The following is a 14298-nucleotide window of genomic DNA, read 5'->3' as shown; positions in this document are numbered from 1 at the left end:
ACCGCAGTCCGCCTGAAGACCTGAGCAGGTCTATTTGCGCACGGCCGCCATCTGCGCCACGAACTCGCGCGCGCGCGTGGTGACGGCGGCGTAGTCGCCCTTGGCGCCCGGGCCACTCAGGCTGCCGCCGATGCCGACGGCGATGGCACCGTTGGCAAACCATTCGCCCAGGTTCTCCACCGTGACGCCGCCGGTCGGCATCAAGGGCGCATGCGGCAACGGTGCGCGCAGGGCCTTGATATACGCGGGGCCGAACATCTCGGCCGGGAAGACCTTGACGATATCGGCGCCGGCCTGCAGGGCCGTGACGATTTCGGTCGGCGTCATGGCGCCCGGCATGGCCAGCACCTGATAGCGCTGGCACACGGCGATGGTGTCGACATTGACGCTGGGCGAAATGATGAACTGGGCGCCGGCCAGAATCGCCGCGCGCGCCGTTTCAGGATCGAGCACCGTGCCCGCGCCCAGCAGCACGTCCTTGCCATGGCGCTCGCGCAGGGTGCGCAGCACGCCCAGGGTGTCGGGGGTGGTGAACGCCACTTCCAGCGCCGTCACGCCGCCAGCGATGCACGCCTCGGCGATCTGTACCGCCGCTTCCGGTGTATCGGCGCGCACGATGCCCACCATGCCGCGTTCGATGATGCCTTGAAAAACTGTTTGCTTCAACATGCTTGATGCTCCTGTTCGGTCAACTGTTCGGTTAATTAAGCTGGCAGTGCGCCAAAGCGCACTTCGGGCAAGCCGCGCACGTCGTCAAGCCGTGCATGGAACAGGCCACCGGCCTGCGGCTCGGCCGCCAGTTGTTCCGGCGTCAGGCTTTCCTGCGCCGTGGTGATGAATACCTCGTTGCATGCGGGGCCGCCCAGGCTCACGCAGCTCGGCTGCGACACGGGCAAGCTCACTTGCCGGTCGAGCGTGCCGTCAGGCGCAAAGCGCACTACGCGCGCCGCGCCCCACTGCGCGCTCCACAGATAGCCGTCGGCGTCGATGGTGGCCCCATCGGGCGCGCCAGGGTCGCTGGCCAGATGTGCAAACACCTTGATTTGGGCAGCATCGCCGCCCAGATAATCGTCCCAGCGCCAGATCACGCCCTGGATCGAGTCGCAGAAATACATGGCGGCACCATCGACGCTGAAACAGATGCTGTTCGAGATCGCCACGTTCGGCAGCGGCAGGCGCTCCAGCGTCAGGTCCAGGTTCAGGCGGTAAAAGCTGCCGATGGCGTCGCGGCACGGACGCTCGTCGAGGGTGCCGAACACGAAGCGGCCCTGGCGGTCGCAGCGGCCATCGTTCAGGCGCGTCATCGGCAGGTCGGCTTCGACCACATGCAAGGTGGTGACGGCGCCGCTGCGCAGGTCATACCAGGCCAGGCGCGAGGCCAGTCCCAGCAGCAGCACATGTTCGTCGCCTGTCAGCGCAAAGCAGGCCAGGCGCTCGGGCATGAGCCAGGTCTCGCGCACGCCGGTGGCAAGCGTTAGCGCATGCAGCTTGCAGCCTTCGATATTGGTCCAGAACACGCGCCCGCTGCGCTCGCACCAGCGCACGCCCTCGCCCAGGAAATCCTGGGAGTCGACCAGTAATTGAGCTGTTGATTCGGCTGTTGTCTCCATCGTTCTCCCCTTTTATTTTTAGTGGGATTAGTGCGACTCGCGCGGCACGGCCGAACCGCGGCAACCGACCAGGAAGTCCAGGTCTGCGCCTTCATCGGCCTGCATCACATGCTTGATATACATGGACTGGTAGCCGCCGCGCATGGTCGGTGCAATCGGCTTCCATTCGGCGCGGCGGCGCGCCAGTTCTTCGTCCGACACTTCCAGGTGCAGGCGGCGGCCGTGCACGTCAAGTTCGATCATGTCGCCATCGCGCACCAGCGCCAGCGGGCCGCCGGCGGCCGCTTCCGGCGCCACGTGCAGCACCACGGTGCCATAGGCCGTGCCGCTCATGCGCGCATCCGAAATACGGACCATGTCGCGCACGCCCAGTTCCAGCAGTTTTTTCGGCAAGCCCATGTTGCCCACTTCGGCCATGCCAGGGTAGCCCTGCGGACCGCAGTTCTGCAGCACCATGATGCAGCTGGCGTCGATGTCCAGCTCAGGATCGTCGACCCGTTCCTTGTAGTGCTCGATGCTGTTGAAGACCACGGCGCGGCCGCGGTGCTGCATCAGTTCGGGCGAGGCGGCCGACGGCTTGATGACGGCGCCGCGCGGCGACAGGTTGCCGTGCAGCACGGCGATGCCGCCTTCGTCCTTGAACGGCTGCTCGAGCGGCGTGATGACTTCCGGGTTGAAGTTTTCCGCTTCGGCCACGTTGATGGCCATGGTGGCGCCGGTCACCGTCAGCGCTTCGCCATGCAGCTTGCCCAGCAGGTCGCGGATAATGACGGGCAGGCCGCCCGCATAGTAAAAATCTTCCATCAGGTACTGGCCCGACGGCATCAGGTTCAGCAGGCATGGAATGTCGCGGCCCAGGCGGTCCCAGTCGGCCAGGCGCATGTCGACGCCGATACGGCCGGCAATGGCCAGCAAGTGGATCACGGCATTGGTCGAGCCGCCGATGGCGCCGTTGACCATGATGGCGTTTTCAAACGCATCGCGCGTCAGCACTTTCGACAGCTTCAGGTCTTCATGCACCATGTCGACGATGCGCCGGCCAGTCAGCTGCGCCTGCAGCTTGCGGCGCGAATCGACGGCGGGAATGGCGGCATTGCCCGGCAGGGTCACGCCCAGCGCTTCGACCATGCTGGCCATGGTCGAGGCAGTGCCCATGGTCATGCAGTGGCCGCTTGAGCGCGACATGCACGATTCGGCCTGCTTGAATTCGGCGGACGTCATGCGCCCGGCGCGCACGTCTTCGGAGAACTTCCACACATCGGTGCCCGAACCGATGGGCTTACCGCGGTAGTTACCGTTCAACATCGGGCCGCCCGACAGCACGATGGTCGGCAGGTCGACGCTGGCCGCGCCCATCAGCAGGGCCGGGGTGGTCTTGTCGCAGCCGGTCAGCAGCACCACGCCGTCAATCGGATTGGCGCGGATCGACTCTTCGACGTCCATGCTGGCCAGGTTGCGGAACAACATGGCGGTCGGGCGCAAATTGGTCTCGCCCAGCGACATCACGGGAAACTCGACCGGGAAGCCACCGGCTTCGAGCACGCCGCGCTTGACCATGTCGGCCAGGTCGCGGAAGTGGGCGTTACAAGGCGTCAGTTCGGACCAGGTGTTGCAGATGCCGATCACCGGACGGCCATCGAAGGCGTCGCTGGGCATACCCTGGTTTTTCATCCAGCTACGGTGGATGAAGCTGTCTTTGTCGTCGCCACCAAACCACGATTGCGAGCGTAATACTCGTTTGTTCTTTTGCTCGCTCACGCGGCCTCCTGCTGTGAAATCAAGCCGCGTGCGGCGGCAATTAAAAGGGCTCCATGGCCCGCCAGATTGGCTTGCTGTGCATCGTCGACGACGATGCGCTTGCCGTAAAAAAATCCGTGTTCTTCGATCAACAATGCCAGCGCCTGGCGCAGCATGGCCTTGCCCGTGATGACCAGGGTAGTCTCGGGCCGCATCTGGATGGCGCTGCTGTTGCGCAGCGCCAGCAAGTCGCCGCTGAGCACCGCGCCCATCAGGAAGTTGGCGCGCTCATTGCGCTCGACGGCGCCGAACTGGCCCAGGGTGCGCACGCTGAAGCAGGCGCGCGCCAGGCCCGTCTTTTGCGCGGCGGCGGCGCCGGCCAGCAGCATTTTCGGCACCAGGGACTCGGCAAAGTCGCCGTCGACCGACTGGCGTATCAGGGTGTGCTGGGTGATCGCCTGCAGCAATTCGCCGGCGATGGTGGTGGCGCAACCGAGGATGCGTCCCTGCTCGTCAACGCTGACGAGCTTGGTATGCGAACCGGGCATGATCAGCGTGGCCGCGTCCTGCAATTGCAGGCGGTCCAGCAAGCCGATCACTTCCGTCTCTTCGCCGCGCATCATGTCCATCGCTTCGGCATTGTGCAGGCCGATGGCGCCATGCTGGTTGCGCACGCCAGGCACCAGCCACAGGGGCTGGGCCAGCACGTCGGGCAGGTCAACCGCCTGCATGCCCTGCGCCAGTTGCGCCAGGCCGGCCGGCGCCGGCAGATGCGGTATTTCCCTGACGCCCATGGGCGAAGTGATCATGCCCGAAGCGAGCACCAGCCTGACCTCGGCGCTGGAAATGGCCGCCTGCGACTGCACTGCGGCGATGCTGTCGCGCAGCGCCTGCTTGAGCGCGCCGTTATGGCCATCGATGGCCGTATTGCGCACACCGATTTCCTGTGACGCCTGGGCGATGACGGCGCCGTCCCGCCATAACAGGGTACGCGTATTGGTGGTGCCGGCATCGATGGTGATTATATTCATGGGCAAGTTTCGCAGCGTCGGTAAAAAAAGGGGCTAAAAACTGCCCTATGTTAGAACCGCGCGGCATATCTGACCAATCACTTATTTAACGCCACCGATATCGATTCTGATATGTCAAACGCATCGATATCCTGTACCCCCAGACGATACACGAAAGTATGCCGCATCGCTGCGCCACACGGTATCTCGAGCGCCTCGGTGGCCAGGCAAAAGCGCCGGCTGTCCGACTGCAGATGCAGCCGCGGCTGGGTGGTAAAAAAGCGCAGCTCGCGGCCAGAAGCGGGGTCGGCCACGCGCGCCGCTTCGCGCAGCAGGCCGTCGCCGGCCAGGCAGAAGCCATGGTCGAAGCCCACCGTGCCGGCCGGCTGGGCGCCCGGCCAGGCCAGGCGCGCGCCCAGCGGCGCCGGGTGGCGGAAGTCGAACGCGCTGCCGGCCACATCGATCACATCAGCGGCCGGCAGGGCCGGCACGTAATGGTCGGCCGCCACGCGCAGCACATGGTCGGCAACCATGCCGCCGCCATGCAGGTTGAACGCGGGCGCGGCCAGGCCGATGCGCGCCGGCGCGATGGCCACCGCCTCGCAATCGATGCGCAGGCCACCATTGTCTTCCAGCCGGTAGCGCAGGCGCACGCACAGGCCGTCCTGCGCCAGACGCAGCTCGAGGCCGGCCTCGCTGGCCGCCTCGCACTGCCAGCGCGGCGCTGCTACTTCGCTGGCGGGCCTGGCTATCGCATGCTCGAGTACATCGGCCAGGCGGCCGTAGCGGTCGGGCGCCCACCACGACGCCAGGCTGGCATCGTGCGGGTTGACCTGCACCCGCATGCCGCGGCTGTTGCAAAGGGTATGCAGGGTATCACTGCCGGCGCAGACAGTCATGGTCATGGGGCGGCCGCCTGAGGCGACCGGCTGCGCAGCTGGAATTCGCGCGGCGTGCAGCCGAGTTCGCGCTTGAAGACGGCGTGCATGTACTGCACCGTGGTAAAGCCGCAGCGCACGGCGACCTCGGCCACCTGGCCCGGTTCGCGCGTGAGGAGGGTCTTGGCCGCGTCGAGCTTGAAGTGCAGGATCTCGTCGTGCACGCTGCGCCCCAGCTCGTGGCGGAAATGCGCTTCCAGCGTCGAGCGCGACACGCCCACGTAGTCGGCCACCTGATCGGTCTTGATGCCCTGGCAGGCGTACTGGCGAATGAAATGGCGCGCCTGCATCACCTGCGGATGCTGGAACGGCTGGTGCCGGGTCGAGGCCAGCACGTTCAAACCGGCCGGCGGCACCAGGATGCGGGTCTCGGCCAGGCGCGCACCGTTCAGCATCTGGTGCAGCAGGTGCGCGGCCGTGCGGCCCATCTCTTCGGCGCCCTGGATCACGGAACTCAAGGGAATGCGCGTGAGCATGCGCGCCAGCGGATCGTTGTCGATGCCGATCAGCGCCACCTGCTCGGGCACGGCGATGCCCGCATGCATGCAGGCCTGCAGCAGCTGGCGCGCGCGCGCGTCGCTGACCGCGATGATGCCGACCGGTTTTTCCAGGCTGTTCAACCAGGCGATCTGCTGCTCGACCGCCTCGTCCCACGACGGCGCGCTGGTGGCCACGCCGCGGTACACATCGGCGCGCATATGGTCGCGTTCCATCAGGCTGCAAAACGCCGTCTCGCGCTCCTGCGCCCAGCGGTTCACGTCCGCCTCGGGCAGGCTGAAACAGGCAAAGCGGCTCAATCCCGCTTCGACCAGGTGGTCGTAGGCCAGCTTGACGATCTTGAAATTGTCGGTCGCCACATAGGGAATGCCGGCCGGATAGCCGCTGTCCTTGGCATACGAGCCGCCCACCGCCACCACCGGCAGATGGCTGTTGGCCAGCGCCGCGCAGACGGCCGGGTCGTCGAAGTCGGCGATAATGCCGTCGCCCTGCCAGCGTTCGATGCCGGGCAGGCGGCAGCGGAAATCCTCTTCCAGGAACAGATCCCACGACACGCGCGTGGTGTTCAGATACGCCGCGATGCCGGCGATGATGTCGCGGTCATAGATCTTGTTGCCATTGAAAAGCAGCGCGATGCGGTGCGCAGTCGGCATCTTCATGTGGGTGTCTCCTCCATGTGGCGGCCGGGACGTATCGTCGTCCCTGGCTGCCTGTCACGCATCGGTTCTCTTACCGGCGTCCCGCTCTTGTGCTGACATCAACCCAGACGGCGAGGGTGAGAATACTGCCTTTCACGATCATCTGCCAATACGTGTCGACGTCGAGCATCGACATGCCGTTGTCCAGGCTGGCCATCACCAGTGCGCCGATCAGCGCGCCGTAGACGGTGCCCGAGCCGCCGCGCATCGAGGTGCCGCCGATAAAGCAGGCGGCGATGGCATCGAGTTCGCTGAAGGTGCCGGCCGAGGGGGAACCGGCGGCCAGGCGGCCCGTGTTGATCAGGCCGGCAAGCGCGCACATCAGGCCCATGATGCCGAAGATCCATAGCTTGACGGCTTTCACGTTGATGCCCGACAGGCGCGTCGCCTCCATATTGCTGCCGACGGCATAAATGCGGCGGCCGAACACGGTCTGGCTGGTGATATAGCTGAACAGGCCCAACAGCGCCAGCAGCAGCAGCACCGGCAGCGGAATGCCTTCATAGCCGTTCAGGGTGCGCACAAACGCATACAGCACGGCGCCGATCACGGCCACGCGCAGGGTGTCGACCCACACCGCCGTTTGTGGCAGGCCGTGCTGGGCGCGGCTGGCGCGGCCACGCCAGGTCAAAAATGCCGCCAGCACGAACAGGAACACGCCCAGCACCACGCCCGGCGTGGCCGGCAGGTAGCCCTGGCCCAGGTAGACCATCGGCTCGGACACGGGAGCGACCGTGATGCCGCCGGTGATACCGAGCAAAATGCCGCGATAGGCCAGCATGCCGCCCAGGCCCACGATAAACGAGGGGATGCCCCGGTACGCCGTCAGGTAGCCGTTCAACAGACCGATCACCAGGCCGCAGCCGAGCACCGCCATCAGGTTCAGCGCCAGCGGCCAGTGCTGCGTGACATCGAGCACGGCAGCGACGCCGCCCAACAGGCCCAGCAAAGAGCCGATCGACAGGTCGATTTCGCCGGCGATAATCACCAGCACCATGCCGCAGGCCAGGATGCCGGTGACCGACATCTGGCGCAGCAGGTTCGACAGGTTGCGCGGGGTGACGAAGCTGCCTTCGGTCTTCCACGAAAAAAAGGCCCAGATCAGCGCCACCGCGATCAGCAGGGCCAGCATCTTGTATTGGGTGAAAAGCTGTTTCACGCTATGCGTATTCATGCGGCAGGTTCCTTGTTTGCAGTAGTGGCGCCTGGCGCCGGACGCTGGTCGAGCGCCGCCGCCAGCACGGTCTCCTGGCTCAGGCCATCGTTGATAAAGTCGCCGCGCAAGCGGCCTTCGCCCATCACCAGCACCCGGTCCGACACGCCCAGCACTTCGGCCAGCTCGGACGAGACCATGATGATGGCCACGCCCTGGTCGGCCAGCGCCAGCATCAGCTTGTAGATTTCATATTTGGCGCCCACATCGACGCCGCGCGTCGGTTCGTCGAGAATCAGCACGCGGGGGCGCGTCAGCAGCATCTTGGCCAGCACGGCCTTTTGCTGGTTGCCGCCCGACAGGCTGGTGATCGGCAGCGACGGGCTGGCCGTTTTCAGTTCCAGCTGGGCGATCTCGCCGCGCACGGCCGTCAGCTCGGCGTTGCCATCGATGCGCGTGGCGCGCGCGAACTGGCCCAGCACCGACAGGGTGATGTTCTGGCCCACGTCGAGGTCCGGCACGATGCCGTGGTGCTTGCGGTCTTCGGGCACCATCGCCAGGCCCATGGCGATCGCCTTTTGCGGCGAGCTGGTGTCGATCTGGCGGCCATCGAGCCACACTTCGGCCTGGCACGGCCCCTGGTAGGCGCCGAACAAGGCGGAGACGAGCTCCGTGCGCCCTGCCCCGACCAGCCCGGCGATGCCAAGGATTTCTCCCTTGCGCAAACTGAAAGAGACATCGTCGACACGTTTGCGTTGCGGGTTGTCGGCGTCGATGCAGCTCACGTGGCGCGCCTCGAACAGCACTTCGCCAATCGATTCTTTTTTCGCGCGCTGCGGATAGAGCTGGTTCATTTCGCGGCCGACCATTTGCGAGATGATGCGTTCGACATTCATCTGCGCCATCGGCGTGGTGGCGATATGCTTGCCGTCGCGGATCACGACGATGGTGTCGCAGATGGCCGCCACTTCATCGAGCTTGTGCGAAATATAGATGCAGGTGACGCCCTTGGCCTTCAGGGCGCGGATAATATCGAGCAGCACGGCGATTTCGGACGCCGTCAGCGACGACGACGGTTCGTCGAGAATCAGCAAACGCGCATTCTTGTTGAGCGCCTTGGCGATCTCCACCAGCTGCTGGTGGCCGCCGCCGTAATTCATTACCGGCAGCGCCACGTTCAATTCGGGGATCTTCAGTTCGCGCAGCAGCTCGTCGGCGCGCTGGTACATGGCGCCATAATTCATGCGCCCGCCAGGCAAGGTAATCTCGCGCCCCATGAAAATGTTTTCGGCCACCGACAGCTGCGGCACCAGCATCAGTTCCTGGTGGATGATGATGATGCCGGCGGCCTCGGTATCGCGGATCGAGCCGGCGCGCAAGGGCTGGCCATCCCACAGGATTTCGCCATCCCAGGTGCCGTGCGGGTACACGCCCGACAGCACCTTCATCAGGGTCGACTTGCCGGCGCCATTCTCGCCGCACAGGCCAATGCACTCGCCAGCCCGCACCTGCAGGTCGATGCCATCAAGCGCGCGGACACCGCCAAACTGTTTGACGATGCCTTTCATTTCAAGCAGATAGTCAAGCATGCTCACTCTCGTTGCAGATACAGGGAGAAATGCCGGGTTGGCGCGCAGCGCGCAACCCGACATTGCGCGGAGAATCAATTACCCAGCTGCGCCTTGGTATAGAAGCCGTCGTCCACCAGAATATTGACATTGGCCTTGGTCAGCGGCGTCGGTTTGAGCAGCACGGTGCTGACTTTTTTCAGACCGTTGTCATAGCTGGAGTTGTAGGCCGGCTTTTCGTTGCGCGCCAGTTGCACCGCCAGTTTGGCCGCTTCCGAGGCGATGGTTTTGAGCGGTTTGTAGACCGTCATGGCCTGGGTGCCGGCGATCACGCGCTTGACGGCGGCCAGATCGGCGTCCTGGCCCGATACCGGTACCTTGCCGGCCAGTTTTTGCGCGGCCAGCGCCTGGATGGCGCCACCGGCCGTGCCGTCGTTCGAGGCGACGATGGCGTCGATCTTGTTGTTGTTGGCCGTCAGCGCGTTTTCGACGATGGACAGCGCTTCGGTGGCGCTCCAGTCCTTGACCCATTGCTGGCCAACGATCTTGATGTCGCCCTTGTCGATGAACGGTTTCAGGACCTTCATCTGGCCTTCGCGCAGCATCTTGGCATTGTTGTCGGTGGGCGAGCCGCCCAGCAGGTAGTAGTTCCCCTTCGGTTGCAGCTTGGTCACGCCTTCGGCCTGCATTTCGCCGACTTTTTCATTGTCGAACGAAATGTAGGCGTCGATATCGGCACCCAGGATCAAACGGTCATACGACAGCACCTTGATGCCGGCCTTTTTGGCTTCCTTGATGGTGTTGTTGAGGACCGTCGCATTGAACGGCACGATCACCAGCACGTCGACGCCGCGCGAGATCAGGTTTTCGATCTGCGAAATCTGGCGCTGCTCGCTGGCGTCGGCCGATTGCACGAAGACCTTGGCGCCCTGCTTTTCGGCGGCGGCGATAAAGAAGTCGCGGTCGCGCGTCCAGCGTTCAACGCGCAGGTCGTCGATGGAAAAGCCGATTTTCGGGTTTTTGGCGTCGGCCAGGGCGGCGCTGCTGGTCATTGCCAGCATGGCGGTCATGATGGCGGCGCTGATGATCTTGTTCATGGTGTGTCTCCTTGTGGATTTTATTAACGACGTTTTGAACTACGGGTGCTGCTGAAAAAGGGGGGCTCGGTTGGTCTCAATGGTTATGCCGTGGCAGGGTCTGGCCGACGGCGCGGTATTTCAGCGCCAGCTCCATGCAGGCGCCCGTTTCGAGCTGGCCCACGCTGGCGCGGTAGATTTCCTGCCATGGCGTGGAACTGTCGTTGATGGCCGGCGGCAGTTCCTGGGCGCGGCGCGCCAGCTCGGCGTCGTCGACCAGCATGTCGCAGCGGCCCTCTTGCAAGTTGACGCGAATCAAATCTCCCGTGCGCAGCAAGGCCAGGCCGCCGCCGACGGCGCTTTCGGGCGACGCGTTCAGAATCGACGGGCTGTCCGAGGTGCCCGACTGGCGTCCGTCGCCCAGCGTCGGCAGATTCAATATGCCAGCCTTGAGCAGGGCGTCGGGCGGCTGCATGTTGACCACTTCGGCCGAACCGGGCCAGCCGACCGGGCCGGCGCCGCGCATGACCAGCATGCAGCTGTCGTCAATTGCCAGCGCCGGATCGTTGATGCGGGCGTGATAGTCGCTTGAGCCGTCGAAGACGATGGCGCGCGCCTCGAAAATTCCCTCGCTGCCGGGGCGCGACAGATAACGTTCGCGGAAAGCCGGCGAAATCACGCTGGTCTTCATGATGGCAAAGTCGAACAGATTGCCCTTCAGGGCCAGAAAGCCCGCTTTTTCCTTGAGCGGTTCGGCAAACGGGCGGATCATTTCGCGGTCATTGCTTTCCTGCCCAAGCAGGTTCTCTGCCATCGTCTTGCCGGTGACCGTCGGGCGGTTCGCGTGCAGCAGGCCTGCCTGCTGCAGTTCCCACATGATGGCCGGCACGCCGCCGGCGCGGTGGAAGCGTTCGCCCAGATATTTCCCGGCCGGCTGCATGTTCAATAGCAGCGGCACGTCGTAGCCATGCGCCATCCAGTCGCTGGAATGGAGCTCGACGCCGGCGTGGCGCGCCATCGCCATCAGGTGCGGCTGGGCGTTGGTCGAGCCGCCGATGGCCGCGTTGACGATGATCGCGTCCAGGAATGCTTCACGCGTGAGGATGGTCGACGGGCGCACGTCGTCATGCGCCAGGGCGACGATGCGGCGCCCCGTTTCATAGGCGATCTGGCCCCGTTCGCGGTACGGCGCGGGGATCGCCGAGCAGCCGGTGAGCGACATGCCCAGCGCTTCGGCCAGTGCGTTCATGGTCGAGGCCGTGCCCATGGTGTTGCAGTGGCCGGCCGACGGTGCCGAAGCGGCCGCGATCTGCAGGAATTTGTCGTTGTCGATCAGGCCGGCGGACAACTGTCGGCGGCCTTTCCAGATGGCCGCGCCCGAGCCGACCAGCTCACCGTCCATCCAGCCGTCGAGCATGGGGCCGCCCGACAGCACGATAGCGGGAATGTCCACCGTGGCGGCAGCCATCAGTTGCGCCGGCGTGGTCTTGTCGCAGCCGGTGGTCAGCACCACCGCGTCGATCGGGTAGCCGTGCAGGATCTCCACCAGGCCCAGGTAGGCCAGGTTGCGGTCCAGCGCGGCTGTAGGCCTGCGGCAGTTCTCGAAGATCGGGTGCAGCGGGAACTCCATCGGAATGCCGCCCGCGTCGCGGATGCCGTCGCGCACACGCTTGGCCAGGTCCAGGTGGATGCGGTTGCACGGGCTGATGTCGCTGCCGCTTTGGGCGATGCCGATGATGGGCCGGCCCGAGCGCAGCTCTTCAGCCGTAATCCCGTAGTTCATGAAGCGCTCGAGATAAAGCGCCGTCATGTCGATATGGTCGGGATTGTCGAACCAGTCCTGCGAGCGGAAGCGGCGCGGCGCAGTCGATGGTGGAATTTTCATGTCGCTCATGCGCCGTACCAGCCCGCATCGACATAGTATTCACGCCCGGTGCACTTGGCCGCGTTGTCCGACGCCAGGAACAGCGCCAGCGCCGCCACGTCTTCCGGCTCCACGCGCAACTGCAGACACTGGCCTTGCAGGATCATGGCTTCGGCTTCCGGCGTATGCCACAGGCGCTCCTGGCGCGGTGTGCGCACGGCGCCGGGAATGATGCAGTTGACGCGGATGCCGTCGCCGCCCAGGTCGCGCGCCAGGCCGCGCGTCAGGCCTTCGATGCCGGCCTTGGCCGTCATGTAGATCGACAGGTTGGGCTGCGCCAGGTGCCAGGAGATCGATCCCAGGTTGAGGATCACGCCGCGCTTTTTCGCGCGCATGGCCGGCGCCACGGCCTGGGCGCAAAAATACTGGTGGCGCAGGTTGACCGCGATGCGCTCGTCCCAGTAGGCGGGCGTGACGTTCTCGATCTGGTGGCGGTCGTCGTTGGCGGCGTTGTTGATCAGGATATCGGCTGCGCCAAAGGTCGCTTCGATGTCGGCAAACGTGGCAGCCAGGCCGGCCAGGTCGGTCAGGTCGCAATAGCGGAACACGGGCGGCTGCGGCAGGTCGGCCAATTTCGCTTGCAGCGCGCGCGAGGCTTCCTCGGCGATATCGAGGAAGGTCACCTGGGCGCCCTGGCGCGCAAATGCTTCGACGATGGCCACGCCGATGCCGGTGCCGCCACCGGTGATGATGACGCGCTGGCCGGCCAGACTGGGATAGGTTGCATGCAGCATTGTTTTCTCTCTTTTTATATGGGGTAAATTGAATGGTCAGAGCAGGCCGCGCTGCGCCAGGCTGGCGTACAGCGCGCGCACGCCGAACTGCCACGGTGCGATCGTGTCGCAATGCCGCACTTCATTGACCAGCGCGCCCAGTGCGGGGCTGGCAATCGTCACGCGGTCGCCCAGGTGGTGGGTAAAACCGCCGCCCGGCGCGCCACGGTCTTTCACGGGCGAGAACATGGTGCCCAAAAACAGCATGAAGCCGTCCGGATACTGGTGGTACTGGCCGGCCGTCTGGCGCACCAGGTCGAGCGGGTCGCGGCTGATTTCGCGCATGAAGCTGGCGCCCTCCAGCACGAAACCGTCGTCAAAGCCTTCGATCAGCAGCGACACTTCGGCGTCGCGCACGGTATCGATGGTAAAGCGGTCATCGAACAGGCGAATGAAGGGACCGATGGCGCAGGAACCGTTGTTGTCCTTGGCCTTGCCCAACAGCAACGCGCTGCGCCCTTCGATATCGCGCAGGTTGACGTCATTGCCCAAAGTCGCCCCCAGCACCTCGCCGCGGCTGTTGACGGCCAGCACGATTTCCGGCTCCGGGTTGTTCCAGGCCGATGCCGGCAGCAGGCCCACTTGGGCGCCGCAGCCGACCGACGACATCGGCTGGGCCTTGGTAAACACTTCCGCGTCGGGGCCGATACCCACTTCCATGTATTGCGACCAGGCGCCGCGCTGCTGCAACTGCTGCTTGAGGCGCTGCGCCGCGTCCGAGCCGGGCTTCAAGGCCGACAGATCGCTGCCCAGGGTCGCCTGCAGGGCGGCGCGCAAGGTGTTGGCCTTGTCGGCGTTGCCGCCGGCCTGTTCCTCGATCACGCGCTCCAACAGGCTGACGGCAAACGTCACGCCGCAGGCCTTGACCGCCTGCAGATCGCACGGCGCCAGCAACAAGGGCTGGCCTGCCGGCGCGTCCAAGGCCTGCGCCAGCAATTCGGCAACCGGGCCCAGCGACTCGCCCTGGGCCTGGCGCACGAAGGCGAGCGCATTGTCGCGCTCCAGCAACTCCGACACGGTGGACACCGAGGCCGTGATATCGAATACCTCACCACCGCGCACGGCCACCACGCAGGGACCGTCGCGCCAGATGCGGCCGATCAGGGTGGCGTCGGCGAGGTCGAGGGGCAACAGGGAAACAGGAGAAATCGGCAACATGGCAGCTTTCGGAAAATGGGGAGCAAGTCAGGTGAGGCCGATTCTGCGCGCCGTCCAACACCTCCGCAATTACGAAAATCACCAAATTGCATGATGATTATTGGTATTGCGACGCATCAAAAAATGCCGGAACAGGCCGCTTTCCCGCGCCCTGT

General features: G+C 64.8%; 12 protein-coding genes. All 12 read right to left on the bottom strand.

Going from position 1 to position 14298, the window contains the following annotated elements:
* Nucleotides 1-30: 30 nt before the first annotated feature.
* Complete coding sequence (locus CD932_RS11180; RefSeq protein WP_094442704.1) at nucleotides 31-669, bottom strand: bifunctional 2-keto-4-hydroxyglutarate aldolase/2-keto-3-deoxy-6-phosphogluconate aldolase; 639 nt, start codon at nucleotides 667-669, stop codon at nucleotides 31-33.
* Nucleotides 670-704: 35 nt separating this feature from the next.
* Nucleotides 705-1610, bottom strand: a complete 906-nt coding sequence (locus CD932_RS11175) for an SMP-30/gluconolactonase/LRE family protein (protein ID WP_094442703.1) — start codon at nucleotides 1608-1610, stop codon at nucleotides 705-707.
* 27 nt (nucleotides 1611-1637) lie between these two features.
* Nucleotides 1638-3368, bottom strand: coding sequence for an L-arabinonate dehydratase (araD, locus tag CD932_RS11170; protein WP_094442702.1), 1731 nt, complete (start codon nucleotides 3366-3368; stop codon nucleotides 1638-1640).
* Nucleotides 3365-4378, bottom strand: coding sequence for a 2-dehydro-3-deoxygalactonokinase (locus CD932_RS11165; RefSeq protein WP_094442701.1), 1014 nt, complete (start codon nucleotides 4376-4378; stop codon nucleotides 3365-3367). The genes araD and CD932_RS11165 overlap by 4 nt, the downstream gene beginning before the upstream one ends.
* Nucleotides 4379-4455: 77 nt before the next feature.
* Complete coding sequence (locus CD932_RS11160) at nucleotides 4456-5262, bottom strand: hypothetical protein (protein ID WP_094442700.1); 807 nt, start codon at nucleotides 5260-5262, stop codon at nucleotides 4456-4458.
* Complete coding sequence (locus tag CD932_RS11155; RefSeq protein WP_094442699.1) at nucleotides 5259-6452, bottom strand: DNA-binding transcriptional regulator; 1194 nt, start codon at nucleotides 6450-6452, stop codon at nucleotides 5259-5261. Before CD932_RS11155 ends, CD932_RS11160 begins: the two co-directional genes overlap by 4 nt.
* A 70-nt stretch (nucleotides 6453-6522) precedes the next feature.
* Complete coding sequence (locus CD932_RS11150; RefSeq protein ID WP_094442698.1) at nucleotides 6523-7665, bottom strand: sugar ABC transporter permease; 1143 nt, start codon at nucleotides 7663-7665, stop codon at nucleotides 6523-6525.
* Complete coding sequence (xylG, locus tag CD932_RS11145; RefSeq protein ID WP_094442697.1) at nucleotides 7662-9233, bottom strand: D-xylose ABC transporter ATP-binding protein; 1572 nt, start codon at nucleotides 9231-9233, stop codon at nucleotides 7662-7664. Before xylG ends, CD932_RS11150 begins: the two co-directional genes overlap by 4 nt.
* A gap of 74 nt (nucleotides 9234-9307) precedes the next feature.
* Nucleotides 9308-10309, bottom strand: a complete 1002-nt coding sequence (gene xylF, locus CD932_RS11140; protein ID WP_217907254.1) for a D-xylose ABC transporter substrate-binding protein — start codon at nucleotides 10307-10309, stop codon at nucleotides 9308-9310.
* A 76-nt stretch (nucleotides 10310-10385) separates the two neighbouring features.
* Nucleotides 10386-12173 (bottom strand): IlvD/Edd family dehydratase, encoded by a 1788-nt coding sequence (locus CD932_RS11135; RefSeq protein ID WP_094443588.1) that lies wholly within the window; start codon nucleotides 12171-12173, stop codon nucleotides 10386-10388.
* A 5-nt stretch (nucleotides 12174-12178) separates the two neighbouring features.
* A complete protein-coding gene (locus CD932_RS11130) occupies nucleotides 12179-12946 on the bottom strand; it encodes an SDR family NAD(P)-dependent oxidoreductase (RefSeq protein WP_094442696.1) in 768 nt (255 codons plus the stop codon).
* A gap of 36 nt (nucleotides 12947-12982) precedes the next feature.
* Nucleotides 12983-14143, bottom strand: a complete 1161-nt coding sequence (locus CD932_RS11125) for a fumarylacetoacetate hydrolase family protein (RefSeq protein ID WP_094442695.1) — start codon at nucleotides 14141-14143, stop codon at nucleotides 12983-12985.
* Nucleotides 14144-14298: the final 155 nt, after the last annotated feature.

It is taken from the genome of Janthinobacterium sp. PC23-8 (assembly GCF_002250505.1).
Taxonomy (GTDB): Bacteria; Pseudomonadota; Gammaproteobacteria; order Burkholderiales; family Burkholderiaceae_D; genus Janthinobacterium.
The sequence above is the reverse complement of the archived record's forward strand: the minus strand, read 5'-3'. Positions and strand labels throughout refer to the sequence as shown.

Excerpts from the sequence above, each read along its gene's own strand:
- CD932_RS11180 (WP_094442704.1), bottom strand. The coding sequence starts at position 669 with ATGTTGAAGCAAACAGTTTTTCAAGGCATCATCGAACGCGGCATGGTG.
- CD932_RS11175 (WP_094442703.1), bottom strand. The coding sequence starts at position 1,610 with ATGGAGACAACAGCCGAATCAACAGCTCAATTACTGGTCGACTCCCAG.
- CD932_RS11165 (WP_094442701.1), bottom strand. The coding sequence starts at position 4,378 with ATGAATATAATCACCATCGATGCCGGCACCACCAATACGCGTACCCTG.
- CD932_RS11160 (WP_094442700.1), bottom strand. The coding sequence starts at position 5,262 with ATGACCATGACTGTCTGCGCCGGCAGTGATACCCTGCATACCCTTTGC.
- CD932_RS11155 (WP_094442699.1), bottom strand. The coding sequence starts at position 6,452 with ATGAAGATGCCGACTGCGCACCGCATCGCGCTGCTTTTCAATGGCAAC.
- CD932_RS11150 (WP_094442698.1), bottom strand. The coding sequence starts at position 7,665 with ATGAATACGCATAGCGTGAAACAGCTTTTCACCCAATACAAGATGCTG.
- xylG (WP_094442697.1), bottom strand. The coding sequence starts at position 9,233 with ATGCTTGACTATCTGCTTGAAATGAAAGGCATCGTCAAACAGTTTGGC.
- xylF (WP_217907254.1), bottom strand. The coding sequence starts at position 10,309 with ATGAACAAGATCATCAGCGCCGCCATCATGACCGCCATGCTGGCAATG.
- CD932_RS11135 (WP_094443588.1), bottom strand. The coding sequence starts at position 12,173 with ATGAAAATTCCACCATCGACTGCGCCGCGCCGCTTCCGCTCGCAGGAC.
- CD932_RS11130 (WP_094442696.1), bottom strand. The coding sequence starts at position 12,946 with ATGCTGCATGCAACCTATCCCAGTCTGGCCGGCCAGCGCGTCATCATC.
- CD932_RS11125 (WP_094442695.1), bottom strand. The coding sequence starts at position 14,143 with ATGTTGCCGATTTCTCCTGTTTCCCTGTTGCCCCTCGACCTCGCCGAC.